Annotated in this window: 25 protein-coding genes; 12 read left to right on the top strand and 13 right to left on the bottom strand. The window is 45.9% G+C overall.

Annotation, left to right across the window (positions count from 1 at the left end; translation table 11 throughout):
• Nucleotides 1-3: 3 nt before the first annotated feature.
• Both AOC28_RS05520 and AOC28_RS05515 read right to left on the bottom strand, forming a co-directional pair.
• A complete protein-coding gene (locus tag AOC28_RS05520; RefSeq protein ID WP_072582972.1) occupies nt 4-462 on the bottom strand; it encodes a glyoxalase in 459 nt (152 codons plus the stop codon).
• A 14-nt stretch (nt 463-476) separates the two neighbouring features.
• On the bottom strand, nt 477-1,169 hold the full coding sequence (locus AOC28_RS05515) for a TetR/AcrR family transcriptional regulator (protein WP_072582971.1): 693 nt from the start codon (nt 1,167-1,169) through the stop codon (nt 477-479).
• Between the two features lie 112 nt (nt 1,170-1,281).
• On the opposite strand from AOC28_RS05515, the gene AOC28_RS05510 reads away from it, so the two are divergent.
• The 7 genes from AOC28_RS05510 to AOC28_RS05480 all read left to right on the top strand — a co-directional run bounded on the left by AOC28_RS05510 (nt 1,282) and on the right by AOC28_RS05480 (nt 7,903).
• The gene (locus AOC28_RS05510; protein WP_072582970.1) at nt 1,282-1,758 is read left to right on the top strand and encodes a carbon monoxide dehydrogenase subunit G; all 477 of its coding nucleotides are present in this window, start codon (nt 1,282-1,284) and stop codon (nt 1,756-1,758) included.
• A gap of 76 nt (nt 1,759-1,834) precedes the next feature.
• Nucleotides 1,835-2,689: a xanthine dehydrogenase family protein subunit M gene (locus tag AOC28_RS05505; protein WP_072582969.1), complete on the top strand. Its 855-nt coding sequence runs from the start codon at nt 1,835-1,837 to the stop codon at nt 2,687-2,689.
• A gap of 42 nt (nt 2,690-2,731) precedes the next feature.
• Nucleotides 2,732-3,241, top strand: a complete 510-nt coding sequence (locus AOC28_RS05500; protein ID WP_072582968.1) for a (2Fe-2S)-binding protein — start codon at nt 2,732-2,734, stop codon at nt 3,239-3,241.
• A gap of 20 nt (nt 3,242-3,261) precedes the next feature.
• Entirely contained in the window at nt 3,262-5,658 is a 2,397-nt protein-coding gene (locus AOC28_RS05495; RefSeq protein ID WP_072582967.1) for a xanthine dehydrogenase family protein molybdopterin-binding subunit, read from the top strand.
• A gap of 127 nt (nt 5,659-5,785) precedes the next feature.
• Nucleotides 5,786-6,562 carry a 3-hydroxybutyrate dehydrogenase gene (locus AOC28_RS05490; protein WP_072582966.1) on the top strand — a complete coding sequence of 259 codons (777 nt, stop codon included), beginning with the start codon at nt 5,786-5,788 and terminating at the stop codon, nt 6,560-6,562.
• Nucleotides 6,563-6,702: 140 nt separating this feature from the next.
• A complete protein-coding gene (locus AOC28_RS05485) occupies nt 6,703-7,281 on the top strand; it encodes a Fe-Mn family superoxide dismutase (RefSeq protein WP_072582965.1) in 579 nt (192 codons plus the stop codon).
• A 28-nt stretch (nt 7,282-7,309) separates the two neighbouring features.
• Nucleotides 7,310-7,903 (top strand): urate hydroxylase PuuD, encoded by a 594-nt coding sequence (locus AOC28_RS05480; protein ID WP_072582964.1) that lies wholly within the window; start codon nt 7,310-7,312, stop codon nt 7,901-7,903.
• A gap of 76 nt (nt 7,904-7,979) precedes the next feature.
• Here the strand turns inward: AOC28_RS05480 and AOC28_RS05475 are convergent, their stop codons facing one another.
• The 3 genes from AOC28_RS05475 to AOC28_RS05465 form a co-directional block, all read right to left on the bottom strand.
• Nucleotides 7,980-9,149, bottom strand: a complete 1,170-nt coding sequence (locus AOC28_RS05475) for an FAD-dependent oxidoreductase (protein ID WP_072582963.1) — start codon at nt 9,147-9,149, stop codon at nt 7,980-7,982.
• 57 nt (nt 9,150-9,206) lie between these two features.
• Complete coding sequence (locus tag AOC28_RS05470; protein ID WP_072582962.1) at nt 9,207-9,374, bottom strand: rubredoxin; 168 nt, start codon at nt 9,372-9,374, stop codon at nt 9,207-9,209.
• A gap of 61 nt (nt 9,375-9,435) precedes the next feature.
• Nucleotides 9,436-9,921 carry a rubrerythrin family protein gene (locus tag AOC28_RS05465; protein WP_072583180.1) on the bottom strand — a complete coding sequence of 162 codons (486 nt, stop codon included), beginning with the start codon at nt 9,919-9,921 and terminating at the stop codon, nt 9,436-9,438.
• 145 nt (nt 9,922-10,066) lie between these two features.
• On the opposite strand from AOC28_RS05465, the gene AOC28_RS05460 reads away from it, so the two are divergent.
• On the top strand, nt 10,067-10,972 hold the full coding sequence (locus AOC28_RS05460) for a hydrogen peroxide-inducible genes activator (RefSeq protein ID WP_072582961.1): 906 nt from the start codon (nt 10,067-10,069) through the stop codon (nt 10,970-10,972).
• 71 nt (nt 10,973-11,043) lie between these two features.
• A complete protein-coding gene (locus tag AOC28_RS05455; RefSeq protein WP_072582960.1) occupies nt 11,044-12,144 on the top strand; it encodes an alkene reductase in 1,101 nt (366 codons plus the stop codon).
• 55 nt (nt 12,145-12,199) lie between these two features.
• On the opposite strand, the gene AOC28_RS11375 is transcribed toward AOC28_RS05455, so the two are convergent.
• The 5 genes from AOC28_RS11375 to AOC28_RS05430 all read right to left on the bottom strand — a co-directional run bounded on the left by AOC28_RS11375 (nt 12,200) and on the right by AOC28_RS05430 (nt 15,173).
• Entirely contained in the window at nt 12,200-12,385 is a 186-nt protein-coding gene (locus AOC28_RS11375; protein ID WP_072582959.1) for a hypothetical protein, read from the bottom strand.
• On the bottom strand, nt 12,378-12,914 hold the full coding sequence (locus AOC28_RS05445; RefSeq protein WP_072582958.1) for a cytochrome b: 537 nt from the start codon (nt 12,912-12,914) through the stop codon (nt 12,378-12,380). The genes AOC28_RS11375 and AOC28_RS05445 overlap by 8 nt, the downstream gene beginning before the upstream one ends.
• Nucleotides 12,915-13,011: 97 nt before the next feature.
• Nucleotides 13,012-13,203: a hypothetical protein gene (locus AOC28_RS05440; RefSeq protein WP_072582957.1), complete on the bottom strand. Its 192-nt coding sequence runs from the start codon at nt 13,201-13,203 to the stop codon at nt 13,012-13,014.
• A gap of 23 nt (nt 13,204-13,226) precedes the next feature.
• Nucleotides 13,227-13,835: a hypothetical protein gene (locus tag AOC28_RS05435; RefSeq protein ID WP_237767746.1), complete on the bottom strand. Its 609-nt coding sequence runs from the start codon at nt 13,833-13,835 to the stop codon at nt 13,227-13,229.
• Between the two features lie 192 nt (nt 13,836-14,027).
• Nucleotides 14,028-15,173, bottom strand: a complete 1,146-nt coding sequence (locus AOC28_RS05430; protein WP_072582955.1) for an alpha-hydroxy acid oxidase — start codon at nt 15,171-15,173, stop codon at nt 14,028-14,030.
• A gap of 148 nt (nt 15,174-15,321) precedes the next feature.
• On the opposite strand from AOC28_RS05430, the gene AOC28_RS05425 reads away from it, so the two are divergent.
• Together AOC28_RS05425 and AOC28_RS05420 are read left to right on the top strand one after the other, a co-directional pair.
• The gene (locus tag AOC28_RS05425; RefSeq protein ID WP_072582954.1) at nt 15,322-16,224 is read left to right on the top strand and encodes a DMT family transporter; all 903 of its coding nucleotides are present in this window, start codon (nt 15,322-15,324) and stop codon (nt 16,222-16,224) included.
• A 115-nt stretch (nt 16,225-16,339) separates the two neighbouring features.
• Nucleotides 16,340-17,488, top strand: a complete 1,149-nt coding sequence (locus AOC28_RS05420) for an aminotransferase class V-fold PLP-dependent enzyme (protein ID WP_072582953.1) — start codon at nt 16,340-16,342, stop codon at nt 17,486-17,488.
• A 78-nt stretch (nt 17,489-17,566) separates the two neighbouring features.
• Here AOC28_RS05420 and AOC28_RS05415 read toward each other — a convergent pair whose 3' ends face one another.
• On the bottom strand, nt 17,567-18,196 hold the full coding sequence (locus tag AOC28_RS05415) for a heme-binding beta-barrel domain-containing protein (protein WP_072582952.1): 630 nt from the start codon (nt 18,194-18,196) through the stop codon (nt 17,567-17,569).
• An 81-nt stretch (nt 18,197-18,277) separates the two neighbouring features.
• On the opposite strand from AOC28_RS05415, the gene AOC28_RS05410 reads away from it, so the two are divergent.
• Nucleotides 18,278-18,556 carry a protein tyrosine phosphatase gene (locus AOC28_RS05410; protein WP_072582951.1) on the top strand — a complete coding sequence of 93 codons (279 nt, stop codon included), beginning with the start codon at nt 18,278-18,280 and terminating at the stop codon, nt 18,554-18,556.
• A 20-nt stretch (nt 18,557-18,576) separates the two neighbouring features.
• Here AOC28_RS05410 and AOC28_RS05405 read toward each other — a convergent pair whose 3' ends face one another.
• Both AOC28_RS05405 and AOC28_RS05400 read right to left on the bottom strand, forming a co-directional pair.
• Nucleotides 18,577-19,554, bottom strand: a complete 978-nt coding sequence (locus AOC28_RS05405) for a DMT family transporter (RefSeq protein ID WP_072582950.1) — start codon at nt 19,552-19,554, stop codon at nt 18,577-18,579.
• A 6-nt stretch (nt 19,555-19,560) separates the two neighbouring features.
• On the bottom strand, nt 19,561-20,442 hold the full coding sequence (locus AOC28_RS05400) for an NAD(P)H-hydrate dehydratase (protein WP_072582949.1): 882 nt from the start codon (nt 20,440-20,442) through the stop codon (nt 19,561-19,563).
• Between the last annotated feature and the right edge of the window lie 42 nt (nt 20,443-20,484).

Raw genomic sequence — 20,484 nt, 5'->3', positions numbered from 1 at the left:
CCCCTATGCTGCTTTCGTATCCAGAGCAGCCTTTTCTTCAGCCGGGTAGTTGAGTTCAATAACCACACCATTAGGATCGTCCAAAAATATTTGGTGGAGCTTCAGGACGGGTACAGTGCGCTCGCGATAAGAAACATTGAGTTTCTTTAGGAGAGCAATTTTTTCTTCTAGTCCGGTTGCAAAAAAAGCAATGTGATCTACTGCACCAGACCCATGGAGTGTGCTGGGGTCGCGTTCACCTAAATATTTTTTCAGTCCGTTCGGATCATTTTTGTCGATAGCAATGAGATGCAGGACCGCATTAGCCCAACTACTCTCATCACCGTTGTATAGCCAAACACCTGGGAAAGGGAACTCAGGTCTTGGACCAACAGTTAAGCCAAGGAGCTTGCTAAAAAATTCAGTCGTTTTTTCAATCTCTAGACTGCGGATGGAGAAGTGATTCAGGCTTAAGTTAGACATGGATACCTTTTGAATTAAGCAAACAGTGATTTAGCGGAATGGAGATAAGACTGCACTCGGTCGCGAATAATTTCTTGTTCTGTGTTGGGGCTTTCGGCGGCATATATGGCTTGTCCATAGATCCAGCGCCTCATGCCAATGTAGAAGACGCCACCATGCAATCCCATGAGGAATTCAAGCTCACGCTGGGTAGGCTTTGATGTATCAGACCTGCCGCAATACTTGCGAGTTTCGCGAATGAGTCTTGGTAATAAGCGCGTGCGCAAAAGCTCGAAGAAGCGATCGCTAATAGAGTGATCACTTAAGCCAGAAAAAATCAAAATGCGCACAAAGTTATAAGTTAAGACTGTGTTGGAGTAGTCCAAATAGAATGTATTGAATTTTTCTTCGGGAGTGAGGGAGTCATCATCCAGCAGCTCTTCCCACTCTGGCTTCCAGCGAGATTCAAAGACCTCTTTATAAACTTCTTGAATCAGCGCATCCTTAGTGGGGAAGTAGTGATAAAGCAGGGTATGGGTGATGCCTAGTTCTTTAGATAAATTTCTTAATTGACCATCGATACCATTTCTAGCAAAGAACTGAATAGCGCTATCCAATATTTGGCGTTTACGCTCGGCTGTACCCATTCTTTTTCGGATGGGCGCCAAAGGGCCTTCTGAACTTTCAGTAGTATTTGGGCTGGAAACGCTATCTTCAGTAAAACGCATGGATTCTCAGGGTTTATCCGAATTTGGACTTATTGACCAAAAGTTAAATAATGGTACATTGTTGAACAATTGGTAGATAAGACTCTATTCGTACAAACCCCAAGGAGATCAAATGGAATTAAATGGCGAGCAACTCATATCCGCTCCAATCCCTGAAGTATGGAAGGGTTTGAACGATATTGACGTGTTGGCCAAGTCCATTCCTGGCTGCGAGGAGATCAGTCGCATCTCCCCAGAAGAGATTCATGCCAAGGTGATGTTCAAAATTGGGCCCGTTAGAGCCCGTTTTGCAGGGAAATTGCTCCTAAGTGACATCATCCCGGACCAATCTTGCTCTATGGCCTTTGAAGGGTCTGGTGGGGCGGCAGGGTTTGCCAAAGGTAAGTCACGAGTGGAGCTAAAGCAAGCCGAAGGAGGTACTTTGGTCTCTTATACGACGGAAGCCTCGATTGGTGGCAAGTTAGGTCAAATTGGCGGTCGCTTAATTAGCGCATCGGCAAAAAAGATTGCAGATGATTTTTTTCAGAAATTTGCAAAAGAATTAGGCGGGGAGACGGTGGCGTTGGAGTCAGACGCTGGTGGTAAATAAAAAAGCGGTAATAAAAAAGTAGCGCAAAAAATAAAAAGCTAGAAAAGCTTAATACATTGGTGGTGGAGGAGACTTAATGAAATCTGCAGCATTCGATTATGTAAAGCCCAAGGCCTTACAAGAGGCCTTGTCTTTGCTTGAGCAGGGCGGTGATGATGCTCAATTAATTGCGGGTGGGCAAACTTTATTAGCCACTTTGAATATGCGTTTGTCTGAGCCCGCAGTGTTAATCGATATCACTGATATCGCTGAGCTCAAAGGTATTTCAGTTGTTGGTGATAGTTTGCGTATTGGCGCGTTAGTGACCCATACTGAAATTGAAGATTCAGAATTAGTCGCAAAACATGCCCCACTTTTAAAAGCAGCAGCCCCACATATTGCCCATCGCGCCATTCGTAATCTAGGAACCTGGGGAGGCTCACTGGCATATGGTGACCCAGCGGCTGAATGGCCCGCTTGCAGCTTAACTTTACGGACGACGATGATTATTCATGGACCAGCAGGCGAGCGCCGAATTTCTGCAAACGATTTTTTCATTGACCTGTATACGACCTCATTAGAGCCCGATGAAATTCTCGTGGCGACTGAGATTCCATTGGCAAGCAAGCAAGAAGTTTTCTATTTTCATGAGCTGGCTAGACGTCATGGCGACTATGCGGTTGCTGGTTTAGCTGCAGTTGCACAGAAGCAAGGTGATGTTTTGACTCGCTGTGCCTTTACATTCTTCTCTGTTGGCGCTACGCCAGTAATGGCAACTAAAGCGCAGGATTTAATCAATGGCCAAAAACTCAACGATGAGTTGATTGCTAGGGCTGTAGCAGAAGCGCGTGATGAAATCGAAGCAATTGCAGACATAACTAATAGCGCAGAAGCGAAACAACATTTAATTGGTGTATTGCTCGAGCGTGGACTCAAGCACATGATTGCTTAATACTCAAATAGTAAGTATTGGCAAAAGAATTCGGAGATCAAAATGAGTTTGAAGAAAAAAATTTCAATGACCGTGAATGGTCGACTCGTCAACGCAGAGATTGAACCGCGCAGACACCTAGTGGATTTTTTACGCGAAGATTTGCATTTAAAAGGCCCTCACTTGGGTTGTGAGCAGGGCGCGTGCGGGGCTTGTACCGTCAAGGTGGATGGGCAAATCATTCGCGGATGCCTATTTCTGGCAGTACAGGCGGATGGTAGTGTGGTTGAAACGGTCGAAGGTCTCACCAAAAATGGTGTTTTGACAGATCTACAAGAATCTTTTATGCGCCACAACGCTATGCAGTGCGGCTTCTGCTCCTCTGGCATGTTGTTAGCTGCAGCAGAGTTGATTGAGAAGCAACCAAAAGCAACGCGTGAACAAGTGCGCGAATGGATCTCAGGTAATTACTGTCGTTGCACTGGCTACCACTCTATTGTCGATGCAATCATCGATGTATTAGATGCTCGTGCCAAGGGCCAAAAAATTAAACCTGTCCTTGCTAACGCTTAAGGTATTGAGGAAAACGCATTATGAATAAGCCAAGTGATTTAAAGGGAATGGTACTGGATCCCGTAACAAATGATCAGCGATATATAGGTCATAGCGAACCACGACATGGAGCTCGTCGTCTGCTTGAAGGTCAGGGCACTTACATTGACGATATTCAATTGCCTCGTATGGCGCATGTGGTGTTCTGGCGCTCCCCAGTAGCACACATGAAAATCGGCAAAATTCATATAGAGCATGCTAGTAATATGCCCGGTGTTCTTGCGGTTGTAGATGGCGTGCAAATGGCGAAAATTTGTAAGCCTTGGGTAGCCACTTTAGGTCACCTAGCTGGTATGAAGTCTGCTCCTCAACACGCCTTAGCAATCGATCGCGCTTGTTGGCAGGGTGAGCCGGTGGTGGCGGTGGTTGCAGAAACTAGAGCGCAGGCGGAAGACGCTCTGCAGCATATCGATGTTGAGTGGGAAGAGTTGCCGGCAGTCGTTTCCATGGAAACTGCGCTTGATGCAGATACTCCGGTTATTCATCCCGACCTTGGTGATAATTTATGTTTTACCCGTAGCCTCGATGTTGGTAATGTGGATGAAGTATTTGCAACTGCTGACGTGGTAGCAGAAGCTACTTTTGGATTTGGGCGCCATACCGGTGTAACGCTTGAGCCGCGCTGTCAGATTGCAGATTACAACCCAGGCGATCGTCGTCTCACTGTGTACCATTCGCAACAAGCGCCACACATGATGCAAGATCTGTATTGCCGTCAGTTTGGTCTTTCAGAATCAGATGTGCATGTCATTTGCAAGGATGTGGGTGGGTCTTTTGGAATTAAGGTTCATGCCTATCCAGATGACTTCGCTACCGTAGGGCTTGCCATGATGCTTGAGCGCCCCGTGAAGTTTGTAGCAGACCGTCTTGAATCATTCACTAGTGATATTCATGCGCGTGAGCATCGCATTAAAGGACGTATAGCCGCCAATAAGGCAGGTGATATCTTAGCCTTTGAGATCGATGATCTGACTGCAATTGGCCCATACTCCATGTTCCCTAGAACTAGTGCTATTGAAGGCAATCAAGTCGTGAACTTGGTCGGTGGTCCTTATAAGCATCAAAACTATCGCGCTAAGCTCAATGTTGTTTTTCAGAATAAAACACCAACTTGTCAGTATCGTGGCGTAGGCCATCCGATTGCTTGCGCTGTGACCGAAGGCTTAGTAGATTTGGCTGCGGAAAAATTGCAAATGGATCCACTTGAGTTCCGTAAGCGTAACGTGATTCCGGATGACGCTTATCCTTGCTCCGGAATTTCTGGAATTAAGTTAGAAGTTCTCTCGCATGAACAATGTTTGCGAACCATTGAAAAAATGATGGACTATTCCACCCTGCGTAAAGAGCAGGCTGAGTTGCGCAAAAAAGGAATCTATCGCGGCATTGGATTTGCAACTTTGATTGAGTTAACCAATCCAAGTCCCGCTTTTTATGGTGTGGGTGGCGCACGTATTGCGTCGCAGGATGGCGCTACTGTTCGTATGGATCCTAGCGGTGTGGTTTCGGTATTGATTGGTGTTGGGGAACAAGGTCAAGGCACTGAAGGTATCTATACCCAGATTGCCGCTGATGCTGTTGGCGTTCCAATCGATCAAGTACGTGTTATTACTGGTGATACCGATGTCACTCCTTACGGGGGTGGTACCTGGGCATCACGTGGAGCCGGTGTTGGCGGTGAAGCAGTTCTCTTGGCTTCTCAAGCACTGCAAGAAAACATCATTAAACTTGCGGGTGCTATTTTGAATCGACCTGTTGCTGAATTAACTGCGCGTCGTGGACATATCCTTGATAAAGCGACTGGTGAGCAATTATTGCCCTTTAGTGAAGTGGGTAGAGTGGGTTATTTCCGCACCGATACTTTACCGGCTGGATTTTCTGCTGATCTCATGGTGACGCGTCACTACACACAAAAAGAATATCCATTCATCTTTACTAATGGAGTGCAAGCGTCTTACGTTGAGGTTGACCCAGACACAGGCTTTGTGAAGCTATTGAAACATTGGGCGGTAGAAGACTGTGGTCGCGTTATCAATCCAATGTTGGTCAATGAACAAGTGCGCGGCGCAATCGTACAGGGTATTGGTGGCGTTCTGTTCGAAGAGTGTCTCTATGATGAAAGTGGTTTGTTGCGCAATGGCAGCATGGCGGATTACTTAGTGCCGATGGCTAATGAGATGCCGGATATTGAGGTTGCTCACGTTGAGACGCCTACCCAATCTTCCAAATTGGGTGCTAAAGGAGCAGGTGAGGCTGGTACAGCCGGAGCGCCAGGTGCAGTTCAAAACGCTATTAATGATGCCTTGGCACCATTAAATGCATCCGTCTTTGATCAGCCCATCACCTGTGAAAAGATCCTGCGGGCTCTTAAGAAAATCTAATATTTATAGGTTCTGACCACCCTGGTGCATCACCTCCGGGGGTGGTTCAGCACATCCTGTAACATCCAGTTTTGGGGCCCATAAAGCGTTTTGCAGCCCTTTTAATTAACTTGATACGGTAAATGATATGTCCACATTAAAAGGTAAAACAGCTTTAGTTACTGGCTCCACTAGCGGTATTGGCTTAGGAATGGCTATTGCACTGGCTAAACAAGGCGTCAACATCATGGTCAATGGTTTTGGCGAGAAAGATGAAGCCATTGCTCAAATTAAAGCCTGTGGTGTAGAGGTTGATTACCATGGTGCTGATATGAGCAAGCCCGCTGAGATTGAAGACCTGATCAAGCAAACAGAGAAGCGTTTTGGTTCGCTTGATATCTTAATTAATAATGCGGGTATTCAGTACACCGCGAACATTGAAGAGTTTCCAACAGATAAGTGGGATGCCATCATTGCTATTAATTTAAGTTCGGCATTTCACACAACACACCATGCCTTACCCGGTATGAAAAAACGCAACTGGGGCCGCATTATTAATATCGCCTCAGTACATGGCTTAGTAGCTTCTACTCAGAAGGCTGCCTATGTTGCTGCTAAGCATGGCATTGTCGGATTAACTAAAGTGACGGCTTTGGAAAATGCGCGCACTGGCATTACTTGCAATGCAATTTGCCCGGGTTGGGTATTAACCCCTTTAGTTCAGAAGCAGGTAGACGCTCGCGCAGAACGCGAAGGCATTTCTAATGAGGCCGCCAAGAATGCCCTGGTATCCGAAAAGCAGCCCTCTGGAGAGTTTGTGAGTCCAGAGCAATTGGCAGCCTTGGCGGTTTTCCTTTGTGGGCCAGACGCCTCTGAAGTTCGTGGAGTGGCTTGGAACATGGATGGCGGCTGGACCGCTCAATAAACCTTTATAAACAGAGTTGAAGTTAATGCCGGCAGGCTGCTTTGCCGGCATTTTTCTTGGATCAAACAAAAACCCCAGAATAGTCTATAGTTATCCAAAATTAATCTAACTTTGGCGCAATGTAATTAAAAGGAATATAAATGGAACATACCTTACCTCAGTTGCCATATGCACTCGATGCTTTGGCTCCATATATCTCCAAGGAAACTTTGGAGTACCACTATGGTAAACATCACCAGGCTTATGTCACTAATTTAAATAATTTGATTAAAGGGACTGAGTTTGAAAATTCATCTCTTGAAGATATCATTAAGAAATCTACAGGTGGTGTATTTAATAACGCCGCACAAGTTTGGAACCATACCTTTTATTGGTCAAGCATGAAGCCAAATGGTGGTGGCGCTCCTAGCGGCCCATTGGCTGATGCTATCAATACCAAGTGGGGCTCGTTTGATAAATTCAAAGAAGAGTTTACAAAGTGTGCTGTAGGAACTTTTGGTTCAGGTTGGGCATGGCTGGTTAAAAAAGCAGATGGCAGCCTTGATCTTGCTTCTACCAGTAATGCTGCAACTCCTATCACCACAGATGCTAAGCCGCTGATGACATGTGATGTTTGGGAGCATGCTTACTATATTGATACACGCAATGCGCGACCAAAATATGTAGAAAATTTTTGGAATGTAGTGAATTGGGATTTTGCTAGCCAAAATTTTGCTTAATTTAATTTATCTTATTTAGGAAAATCTAATGACATCAATCTTGACCTCTTTAGGACGCACCGTTTTTGCGGGTTTTGTCCTCCTCGCCCTCATTATTTTGGCTTTAGGCGGCAACTTTAGTTCTGCCGAGCTCCCATTTATTTTCCGTTGGTTGCATGTGATGTTTGGTGTGATGTGGATTGGTTTGCTCTGGTACTTTAACTTTGTGCAAATTCCTTCAATGCCAAAGATTCCTGATGAGCAAAAGCCAGCAATTGGAAAAGTGATTGCTCCAGCAGCCTTGTTCTGGTTCCGTTACGCAGCTTTGTTTACTGTACTAACCGGTTTGATTGTTGCCGCTTTAAATGGTTACCTACACCAAGCATTTACATTGCAAGCCCCATTCCGCGCAATTGGTTTAGGTATGTGGATTGCTTTGGTAATGGCCTTTAATGTTTGGTTCATTATTTGGCCAAATCAAAAGCGCGCTCTTGGCATCGTTGCCGTTGAAGCTGACGTTAAGGCAAAATCTGCTCGCGTTGCGATGTTAGTATCCCGTTTAAACACATTGTTATCCGTACCAATGTTGTTCTTGATGGTTGCTCAATCACACAACACTACATGGTTTGTGATCGTTTCTTAATTATTACCAGCTGCATAAATAAAAGGCCCGCATCGCGGGCCTTTTTGTTTGATCAATCAAATAAATTTCAGAGGATTTAAGTCAAAATAGCTGGCAGCTCCTTGGTGAGTGCGCCACGTTGTGCGGTAGCGGTACCCATCAATACAAAGCCCAACAACTTGCCGTTAGTGGATTCAAAGCGAGACTCCATACCACCCTCAATAGGTGATGTGGTCCATTTACCTTCGGCACCATTAGCTGGCGGAGAAACTATGGTAGCCAAAGCGGGGGTTTTGACCATTACCGGCATCGCTGGATAGGTAAGTGCGGTAGTTTGTCCGATTAAGGTGGGTGCTAATGCTCTTGCTGCTTGCATGATGGGCATCACGTAAGGCAGAACTAAGCCGTCCACCTCTGCACAATCTCCAATAGCAAAGATGTTTTTAATATTGGTTTCGAGTTCGCGGTTTACCTGAATGCCGGTCCCCGTACTAATGCCGCATGCTTTAGCTAATTCAATTCTGGGCTTCAGACCAACAGCCGATAAAAATACGTCACAAGAGATTATGTTGCCATTAGCTAGCGTGACCTGCAAAGAGCCTCCGTGACGATCAATTACTTGCACGGTTGTAGATAGGTGCCAACGCACGCCAGCTGCACTGAGTTTCTCCTGTAGCTCTAGAGCTGCAGCTTCAGGCAAGAGGCGACCCAGGGCCTGTGGAGCCAAGTCAATCACATCTACTTCATAGCCGCCCAGCACAAGATCGTTGGCAAATTCACAACCAATCAGGCCCGCACCCAGAATAGCAACTTTCTTTTTTCCATTGATTGCATTGCGAAAGCGTGCATAGTCCTCCAGATCATTTACTGTGATGACTTCGTTCGCGGCGCTCCCTTGAAGTGGGAGGCGAATTTGATCGGCACCCAAAGCCATTACCAGTTTTCCATAAGGCACTTCACCTTTGCTGGTATGGATAGTTTGTGAGCTAGGATTGATTGAGCTTACGTCACACTCACCCAAGACAGTCATCTCTAGTTGCGTTGCCATGCCATCTGCTGGCGTGGAGATTAATTGCGCTGCTTCTTTCTTGCTCGCAAGAGCGGTGGAAAGCATAGGCTTTGAATAAAAATATCCAGGCTCACGCGTTACTAGCGTTATCGGAACTGCTTTATCCAGTTTACGAATTTCCCGAATGACAGTGTAGCCAGCCAATCCACTGCCAATGATGACAATTGCGGATTGGGATTGAGGGGTAGTTTGATCCAAAGCTGGGCTCTCCAAGTGACGAATAGGTAAACAGGGTAAAGGGATGTTGAAGCGGTCTTACCTTACCTGAACCATTTCGAAGTCTGCTTTTGCTACACCGCAATCAGGGCATTCCCAATCTTCTGGTACATCAGCCCAGAGTGTGCCGGCTGGAATGCCATCTTCTGGGATTCCTTTGGCTTCGTCATAAATATAGCCGCACACGATACATTGGTAAGTTTTCATTTTGATTCCTTAAATAGTCTGTTGATTTTAAATTTAATTTCTAATTCTTTCTGGGCTCATCTTATTGGGCTGCAAAAACCTTAGCCTTTTCCAAAGCTTGCTTGTAATGGTTCGCATGACGCTCTTCAACGTTTGCTAACGCTGCGAAGCGTTTTGCTGCTTTGGCCAATACCGCCTGAAATTGCTCAGCATGCTCTTTAGATTCCGCAATTTGCTCATCGATTTCTTGTATGGCCGCAGCATTGCCTTCTTCAACTGCCGTTTTCCGAAAGGATGGATACATTTCTGTGTATTCATAGGTTTCGCCTTCAATGGCAATCTCTAAGGCTCTTGCTGGAGTAATTGTGCCGGCAGGGTAGAGTAAGTCTAAGTGGCCAAAGGCATGCATCACTTCTTGGTCAGCGGTTGCTTCAAAGATTTTTGCGGTTTCTTCGTCGCCAGCCGCGCGAGCCAATTTAGCAAAGTAACGATACTTAATATGAGCCATGGATTCACCGGCAAAGGCGGACTCTAAGTTTTGGATGGTTTTGATTTCTGGGCGTGTCATTTTGATTCCTTTATTAAGACATACGGTTTGTTGAGTATTCTTTGCTGCTTTTTCAACCATGAATGCAGTGTGCGCCTTATTTATTGATCAGTCTAATGAATCATTATGATAGTATTTATCTAATTATTCGATAATGGAGGGAAAAATGGCTTATTTGCCGTCTTTAAGGCAACTGGGGTATTTCGTTGCATTGGCGAAAGAGCTCAATTTCACGCGCGCGGCTCAAGCCTGTTTTGTTGGTCAGTCGACTTTAAGTGCTGGCCTTAAGGAGTTGGAGGATGCATTGGGGATCCGCTTGGTGGAACGTGATCGACAGAATGTATCTATCACTCCAATAGGTTTGGAGGTTCTTGAGCGTGCCAAGCTAATCTTGGCGGCATCTGAAGATTTAGTGGAGTATGCAGGCGCCACTGGTAAACCCATGACTGCCACAATTCGTTTGGGCGTCATACCAACTATTGCACCATTTCTATTGCCAACGTTGCTTCCGGAAATTCGCAGTCGTTTTCCAGAACTTAAAATTACACTCAGAGAAGATCTCACTGCTAATCTGCTCTCTAGATTAGCTGAGCATAAATTGGATTTTGCTTTGATAGCGCTTCCATATGATGTTGAGGGTCTTCTCGTTCAGGAATTATTTGACGACCATTTTTGGTTGGTTGCCAAGGAGGGGGATCCCGCCTTGAAGGGAAAGGAAGTGACCTTGCCTGCCAAGATGGCCGAGCGCCTCTTGCTACTCGAAGAAGGGCATTGTCTACGAGAGCATAGTTTGCAAGCGTGTAAGCGCACTGACATTCGTAAGGCTGAGGGGATGGAAGCTACTAGCTTGTTGACCTTGTTGCAAATGGTGGAGTCTGGACTTGGTATTGCCTTGCTTCCTGGAATGGCGGTCAAAAGTAGTCTATTAAATAACTCTGAGTTAGTCGCAAAAGAGTTGGCCTCACCAGCACCCAAAAGAGTGATTGCTTTAGTTGCGCGACCCTCTACGGCACATACTCAAGAATTTAACGCGCTAGCAGATTGCATACGCGAACAATTTGGCGTCGCTTAATCACATGTTCAGCAAAATTTACCAATCCTTGTTACAGTCAACCCTCTTTTTACTTATTTAAAAGGCAGCAAATGTCAGGCAAAGAAATCATGTTCACTCCGGTAAATCTGGGGGCACTTCATTTAAAAAATCGTTTAGTAATGGCACCACTCACACGAATGCGTGCGATTGATGGTGATGTTCCTAATCCGTTAGCGAAAACCTATTACGCACAACGTGCGAGTGCCGGACTCATTATTACTGAGGCAACACAGATTTCTCCACTGGGTAAGGGTTACCCAGCGACGCCTGGAATCTATTCGGCGGAACAAACCGCTGCATGGAAAGAGATTGTTGAGGCAGTTCATGCCAAGGGTGGTGCGATTGTTGCGCAGCTGTGGCACGTAGGCCGCATCTCGCATTCTTCCTTGCATCCAGAGCAGGGTGTACCTGAGGCGCCCTCTGCAATTGCTGCGGCTGGTCAAACGTATGGCGCAGATTGGAAGTTGCATGATTATGAGACTCCAACGGCAATGAGTTTGGAAGATATTGCTCGCTTGCTCAAAGAGTTTGAGGCGGCAGCACAGAATGCAAAAGCTGCAGGCTTTGATGGTATTGAAATTCACTCGGCCAATGGCTACTTGTTAGATCAGTTCTTGCAAGATAAAACTAATCAACGTATGGATGAATATGGCGGCTCGATTGATAATCGCCTGCGCCTATTGGGTCAAGTGATCGAGGCTGTAAGCAAAGTATTCCCGAGCGATAAAGTGGGCGTTCGCCTTTCACCATACGGCACTTTCAACGATATGGGTGATAGTGATCCGGTAGCATTATTTACTGCCGCAATTAAGAAGCTTAATGGCTATAACTTAGCTTACGTGCATATGATTGAGCCTCGCTCAACCAGTGCCGGCGGCGGCGATCAAGTCTTTGAAGATGCTCCTATTACCTCAGAGATGTTCCGTGCTGCTTATCAAGGCAAATTTATCACCGCTGGTGGGTATGACCAAGCTATGGGTGAAAAAGTATTAGAAGAAGGTCTGGCTGATGCAGTAGCTTATGGACGACTCTATATTTCTAATCCAGATTTAGCGGAGAGATTTCAGCAGGGTGCCGCTCTGAATGCTTATAACCGCGCTACTTTTTATGGTGGCGAAGAGGCGGGTTATACGGACTATCCGGCCCTCTAATGGAGCCCCAGAATCTTGGGGCACCTAACAATTAATCCCGCCCAAACCGGCGGGATTATTTTTTGTCTTCTGGGTCTTTAAGAAGGTCGTAATGATTGGCTACGAGCAACATGGCAAGAGATGCGAAACCCATGGCAAAAAATTGCCATTGATGCAGCATCGCGGTGCCCGCTACAGTCATTAAGACTGTCCAGCCTATTGCCATCTTGGCTTTTTTAGAGAGAGGTTTCATTTTAGGCATCAACTTTATTCAGCATACGACGAAGTGTATCGTCCTTTACGACGTAATGTTGCCACAAGCCTGCTAAAGCATGAATGCCAATCAAAAAATAGAGTGAGTTTCCTAGGAATTCATGGATCCCTTCAACTACTTTTTTCATTTCTGGATTGGGGGTGACTAGCTGAGGCCATACCAAGCCAAAGAAGTGGATTTCTTTGCCGCCATACTGAAAATACAGGACCCCAAAGATGGGCGATATTAAGAGTAGGGCATATAGCAGCCAATGCATTGCCTTGGCCAATGAGATGAACCAAGTCTTTGGGTTTGTGGGTTCGGGAACGCTATAAGTCAAACGGATGATGAGGCGAAGAGCCATAGCTATAAAAATGAGCTGTCCGATAACGCCATGAATTGATTTGCATAGTTCACGAGGCTCGCTGCCTTTGGGAAACTGTCCTTTGAGCTCAATCACTGCAAAAGCAGCGACAACTAGGAAGAAAACAAGCCAATGAAAGAAGATAGAGGCGGGGTGGTATTTGATTTTCGGCATTGCATATAGATGTTAAGTGAATTCATCACAAATGATAATGAATCTCATTCACATTATTAATGCCAGGGACTTTACCCTTTAAGGCGGAAATTCAGGTTTAGTTATTAAGCCTAACCTTGGCGCTGAGCTCATTTACTAAGCCACGCTTGTCTATTTGGGAGAGCCTAAGAGCCTCAACTTCAAAATCTAGCTGTCCAGGATGAAATTCCTCGTCATTCTGAAGATGGATGACATAGGTCCACACCAGTTCGCGCCCCCGGTTTTTAAAAACATCGACTACTCGTTTCATCTGGGCCGCCTTTAAGGTGAAGCTTATTGATTGCCGATAGATGGACTGGCAATTTTCATCTGTTGGCTTAGGTTATTTTTTAGTGCCACTAAGTTTCTAGCTTCAATCCGAATGACTCCACCCCTTGGACTATCAATATCGGCAATCAAAAAGAAAGATACCGCGATAACAAAAGGGAAGATCATGAATAGGCCGATATTCTTCTCAAAATTCCGCGCGCCAAACCCAACCAATAGATTGGCGCAAATAGCGATTGCTGACATCAGCGCCCAGGCCGTAAGGGGGATGCGATTCCACCAAGCTGCTTGTACATAGCCTTGAGAATTCAAAACATCATTCATACCAGCAGCAACCAATGCAATAGAAGCAGTGTGTTGCGTGCGAACGGTTGGAAGAATCTCATTCCAGAGGGCAGTTTGCAATTGATCTGTTTTACTACGAATCTCTTCAATCTTTTCGGGGCTCTGTTTTGAGTAAAACAGAATGCGTTGATCTGTATATTGAAGTAAGAGGTCCTTGGTAGCCGCTGCAGCCTTTGGGAGCAGCAGATCAGCTCTTAAGAATTCGGTACCAATGGCATTTGCCTCGCCTTCCTCAAAGAGCTCTCGCTGATCATGGCGATTGATAGCCATTGAGAAGGTAAAGCCAATAATTAAGGCTAGCAAGGTTAAGGTGGCGGTCTGAATAATGCCAAGATCTGCAGATGTCTCAGTATCTTTTGTACGGTAGCGACTCAGTGCGGCATATCCAAACCAAACAGAGAAGGCAAATACTGTAAGTGAGACGCCAAAGACAGCAAGAGGGTGGTTGAGGATGGGAAAAATTTAAAAGGTTCCTGGATACAAAATATCTTTAGTCACATTCTGAATATCGCGATGACCTGTGAATGCCATAGTGATATCCAACTCATTGTGAATTAACTCTAAACACTTGGTGACACCAGCCTCACCCATGGCGCCTAAGCCATATAGGAAAGGGCGACCAATCATCGTGCCGCGCGCACCCAAAGCCCATGCTTTTAAAACATCTTGACCTGAGCGAATGCCGCCATCCATCCATACTTCAATATCTTTGCCAACAGCATCCACAATTCCAGGTAAAGCCTGAATGCTAGAAATCGCGCCATCTAATTGACGGCCGCCATGGTTGGAGACAATTAAAGCATCGGCGCCCGAGTTTGCTGCCAAGCGCGCATCACCTTCATCTAAGATACCTTTGATAATGAGCTTTCCACCCCAGAGTTTTTTAATCCATTCCACATCACCCCAATTGAGGCCCGGATCAAATTGCTCTGCAGTCCAAGAAGACAGTGAAGACATATTGCCGACACCAGTAGCGTGACCAACAATATTGCGAAAGGTTCTGCGTGGCGTCATAGCCATACCCAAGCACCAGCGTGGCTTAGTCGCCATATTGATCATATTGGCAATCGTCAGCTTAGGAGGGGCGGAGAGGCCATTCTTAAGATCTTTATGACGCTGACCTAGGATTTGCAAATCCAGAGTCAGAACTAGTGCGGAACATTTGGCTGCTTTAGCGCGCTCAATTAAGCGCTCAATAAAGCCGCGATCTTTCATGACGTAAAGTTGGAACCAAAATGGTTTTGTAGTGTGCTCCGCCACATCTTCAATTGAGCAAATACTCATAGTAGATAAGCAAAATGGCACACCAAACTTTTCAGCAGCCTTGGCTGCCAAAATTTCACCATCGGCATGTTGCATGCCAGTAAGACCTGTAGGTGCCAGCGCCACTGGCATTGCAACCTCTTGGCCAATCATGGTTGTCTTGGTGGTGCGGTTAGTCATATTGACCGCTACACGCTGACGCAATTTAATCTTTTGAAAATCGGATTCATTGGCACGGTATGTTGACTCAGTCCACGATCCCGAGTCTGCATAGTCGTAGAACATCTTAGGGGTGCGCTTTTGATGGAGGACCCGCAAGTCTTCTATATTGGTAATGATTGCCACAATGTATCCTTCTTTTTGATGCTATTTTGTAGAAGCAAAAGCTTAATTTAAGCTCTATCTTAGCAATACCGGGGATTTGTTTCTACAATGCTAGGGTATCCCTTGCTTGGAGACCTCAAATAACTACTTCCCCATTAAGCCCCTCTGTATGTACCAACTGAATTTCGCCACCATTGCCTACTTGCTCACAGCTACCGCTTTATGGGCAGGTAATGCAATCGCTGGGCGAGTATTGGTTGGAAGCATCTCCCCAATTACCTTAAGCGCAGTCCGCTGGGGATTGGCTGCCTTACTGTTACTTCCTTTGGGTTGGCGTGTACTGATGCCGGGAAGTGCTTTATGGCAAAACAAGAAACGTTTCCTCCTCTTGGGTTTATTCGGGGTAGGTAGCTATAACGTACTGTTATATCTCGCCCTTCAAACATCTACCGCTATTAACGTCACCTTGATCGGCGCTAGCATGCCCATCTGGATGCTATTCATTGGCGCTGTGTTTTATCAAGTAAAGCCCGGCATCTTGCAGATGATTGGCGCAGTAGTGAGCTTGCTCGGTGTTGGCATTGTGCTTACTCGTGGAGACCTGTCGGCCTTACTGTCTATGCAAATGGTAGTAGGCGATCTTTTAATAATGTTAGCCACTATCTTGTGGGCCTTTTATAGTTGGATGTTAAGTCGTCCAGGCACCAGCACAGAACGCCAATGGCCATGGGCTGAATTTTTAATGGCGCAAGTAACAGTGGGTCTGTTGTGGACGGGATTTTTTGATGGTTTTGAAATTGCAGCTGGGCATGCTTTTCTGCATCTCAATTGGTGGACCGCCTCTTTAATTGTCTTTGTAGCAATTGGCCCCTCCTTAATTGCTTATCGCTTCTGGGGTCTGGGCGTGAATGGAGCAGGACCTACGGTTGCCGCTTTTTTTGCTAATTTCATACCCTTATTTACTGCGCTTTTATCGGCTGCCATGCTGGGTGAGCCTCCCCAACTATTTCATGGGCTCGCCTTTGGTCTGATTGTGGCGGGTATTGTTATCTCCTCGAAAAGAGGAGGGTAAAACTGCCAAAACTGGCAAAAACGCCCTTTTAAGCAGGGTTTTGGGGTCTAGGCCACAAGAAAGCCTTAAATCGGTATCATTTAGGGCTAATCACTGAAATCCCTAGGAAATTACTATGCCAGGCTTACTCCCCAATGTTGATCCAGATGGATTATTGGAGTTCTCGGTTGTTTATACCGACCGCTCCTTAAATCACATGTCTGAAGAGTTCAAGCGCGTGATGGTTGATATTTCGAGTGTCCTTAAAGATGCTTATAACGCTAGCTCTGCAGTCATTGTTCCCGGTAGCGGAACTTTTGGCATGGAAGCAGTAGCCCGCCAATTTGCTAATAATAAGAAATCCCTAGTGTTGCGCAATGGCTGGTTTAGTTATCGCTGGACACAAATTTTTGATTTGGATAGCTCTTTCAAAGATGTCTCTATTTTAAAAGGCCGACAACTAGATAACTCTGCACAAGGCGCTTTTGCACCTGCTCCGATTGAAGAGGTAGTGGCATTTATCAAGAAAGAAAAGCCTGCGGTTGTTTTTGCGCCGCACGTTGAAACATCAGCTGGCATCATCCTTCCGGATGATTACATTAAAGCCGTTGGTGAAGCAGTGCGCTCAGTGGATGGTATTTTTGTATTGGACTGCATTGCCTCTGGCGCAATGTGGGTTGATATGAAGGCATGTAATGTTGATGTGTTGATTTCAGCGCCACAAAAAGGCTGGAGCAGTTCACCATGTTGTGCCTTGATTGCGCTCGGTGAAAGAGGTCGTGAACGCATTGACTCAACTCAAAGTACTAGCTTCTCGATGGACTTGAAAAAATGGTTACAGATTATGGAGGCCTATGAAAAAGGTGGTCACGTATATCACACCACTATGCCTACTGATGCTTTAAAGATTTTGCGCAGTGTAATGAAGGAAACTCAGTCACTTGGTTTTGCAGCATTAAAAGCCAAGCAAATTGAATTGGGTACCAAGGTCCGCGATCTATTGGTGTCTAAGGGTTACCCTTCGGTGGCGGCTAAAGGGTATCAATCCCCAGGCGTAATAGTGAGCTTCACCAAAGATCCTGATATTCAATCTGGTAAGAAATTCATTGCTCTGGGCTTACAAACTGCAGCGGGTGTACCGTTGCAATGTGACGAGCGTCCAGATTTCCGGACCTTCCGCCTTGGTTTGTTTGGCCTGGAAAAATTAACGCATGTTGACCGCACAGTTGGACATCTCGCAACTGCGTTAGAAAAAATTACCGAGGCTGAAGCGCAGCCTGCGTGATCAACTTAAGTGGTTCAGCATTAAGAAATAAAGGCCATCATCTGATGGCCTTTATTGCATTCTAGGGTGATACTGCTTTTATCTAGCCAGGGGATTAGGAGTGGCTTCACCGATCTTATGCAGGGTGTTGTTATCAACGTGATGAAATAACTCTGCTTGATCTTTAATCTTCATCACGGTGTCTTGTTCATAAGACCAAGTACCATCATCGTTAATTGAAACCTGAATGCGAAACTCAATCGTTCTAAAGGCGTAATCCAAAAATGGATTGGATGATATGCCTGCGCAGCGATCATCTTCCTTTGCATGCAGTTCAAATTGCCTTGCATTTGCAGCAGCGTTACCAGAAGCCATCGTAATCATGCCTCGAGGAATACTCAGTGTATGAATGATGTTGCCAGTTGCGGGCTCCCATAACCAATACCCTACTTGGTCATGATAGGTCTTTACTTGATCGGGTTTAGTGATGTGGGTATGGTATCTCAAGCCATAAAAAAGCTGAGGGCCATTGGTTTGGGGGTCAATTGGTTGGAGCTCAATTCGCTCCACATAAGCTTGCTTCTTAGGGCCTTCGGCTTTGGGCTTTACGTCCAAACCACGAACACCTTCCCAAATCCCAGCCATGCCAGTCAAGGGTCCGAGCTGTTCTAGGGTATTGACGGAGTAGCCTTGGGGCTCAGTAAAAATGTCGTTCGGAAAACCACTCATAAGCAACCTTTAAAAAATGAAGCATTTTTCTCAAATTTTTGAGTATTATTAAATTATCCACAAACTATCTTGGAGAATTACATGATTTCTCGTATCGCGCGCTTGAGCCTGGCAACCCTTATTTCTGCTGCTATCAGCATTGCCCCCATCTCTGTGATGGCTGCTGATCCAGCTCCTGCACCTGCACCAGTGGCCGCACCTGCTGCCGCTCCAGTAGCTGCACCTGCCGCCACTCCGGCTGAGAAGTCAGCTGAGAAAAAAGCAAAGAAAAAAGCAAAGAAAGAAAAGAAGGCTGAGAAAAAAGCAAAAAAGAAATCCAAAAAGAAAGCTAAGGCAGCAGCTGAGGCTGCAGCTCAGTAATACGCTTAAATGAGTCGCCTTTAGTTGAGGGGCTCTGCACCATCGAAGTCATCAGATCTTTTGGGGTTTGGTGACTTTTTTCTTTGGGGTTCATTGCGCACTAACAACCACATTGCAGCCATCACCAAAGTCATACCACTAATTTGCGTCCAAGTGATTGGCTCCGCCAGAATGAGATATCCCATAAAGATGGTGGAGACTGGGCCAAGTATTCCAGCTTGAGCTACAAGTGGAGATCCGATGCGGTTGATGGCAATCATAATCAGCAGCATTGGAATGACCGTGCATAAGCTGGCATTCAGAAGGCTAAACCAATAAATGGGTAGAGGCTGTTCAAATATAGCCATTGGGTTATGGATGGTTGATTGCGCTATGCTCAAAAATGCCGAGGCTGAACTGGCATAGACCACTAAGCGCACGCTACCAATACGCTTCACCATTTCTCCAGCACCAATCATGTAGGCCGCATAGGAGCAGGCACTGCCAAACACAAGAGCCATGCCTAACCAGGCATTAATGCCGGTGGAGCTCGCATCTTGAATAAAGACGATAAACACTCCAATGTAGCCAACGATGAGCGATATCCACTGTAGTTGAGATACGGGTTTCTTTAAAACAAAATAAGAGATTATTAAAACAATGGTTGGCGTGAGGTAAAGAACAATTCTCTCAAGGCCAACCGAGATGTATTGAAGTCCCAAGAAATCAATATAGCTTGATAAAAAGTAACCTAAAAATCCAAGGAAGAATAATTTTGCGCGATCAAGCCAAGTGATGGGGTTCATTGCCTTACGGCGAGACTCCCACCAGAATATTCCCCAGAACAGAGGAAGCGCCATGAGCATACGTAAGGCAAGAAGAGTCTCCGCATTTGCACCATAACCAAAGGCGAGTTTTACCAAAATCGCTTTGCCGGAAAATAGCATAGAACCTACTCCGGCCATCAAGATGCCATAGAGGTAACGTCGGTGATGATGTGCTGCGCTTGCTGAATGCATAAGGGTTTATAACAGCTTATTGAGTAGCGCTCGCATTTCTAAAATGGTCTCGGAGGGCGTTAGGCCTATCGGACCAATCCCATTACTCACTAAGCTATCTGCAGCACTGGCATGCAGCTCAACTGCAATCCCAGTAGCTTGCCATAGATCTAGTTGATGCCGAATTCCTTGGGCAGCAATGGCAGCAATGCTTCCCGTCAGAATATCCCCCATGCCTCCAGTACCCATTCCAGGATTTCCGGCAAGACATTGAACTAGAGGGTGCTGTGGTGAGGCAATCAGGGTATGTTGTCCTTTGAGGACAACAATCGATTGGGTTAATTCAACCAACTTTTGAATAGCGCCCACGCGATCTGATTGCACTTCTTCGGTTGTGATCTTCAAAAGTTTGGCTGCTTCACCAGGGTGAGGCGTGAGAACAGTCAATTCTGGAAGAGTGTGATTGCGTGCTTGTAGTTGTTCAAGCAACACAGTGGATTCGCTGATTAAATTGAGGGCATCAGCATCAACCACCAATGGTATGTTTGGGTATAAGAGTGACGCACGCAGGCATTCAATCGCTAAAGCGGATTTTCCAAGACCTGGTCCAATAGCAATAACATCGGGCTGAGTGGTATTCAGAGTCTCATAAATATTATTTGTAGCCTGACGAATCATGAGCTCGGGGTGATCGACATTTGCACGTGCTGAAGCAGGATCTAAGATTTCTAGGATAGTCCAGCCTGCGCCTAGATGAAGGCAGGCATTGCCCGCCAAAATCAGGGCGCCCGCCATTCCTGGAGCGCCGCCAATTAAAACGACTTTGCCTGCATTGCCTTTATGCTCTGCAGGCTCTCGTTTTAGGTGTACCACAAGAGGAAGGGTATTCAGTTGAGCGGGAAAATTCATGAGTACAGTATCGTACTAAATTGCATGCATACACGTTAATCT

Origin of the sequence: Polynucleobacter sp. MWH-Adler-W8, assembly GCF_001889925.1 — a bacterium.
GTDB lineage: Bacteria > Pseudomonadota > Gammaproteobacteria > Burkholderiales > Burkholderiaceae > Polynucleobacter.
This window is presented reverse-complemented; position numbering and strand designations above follow the sequence as displayed.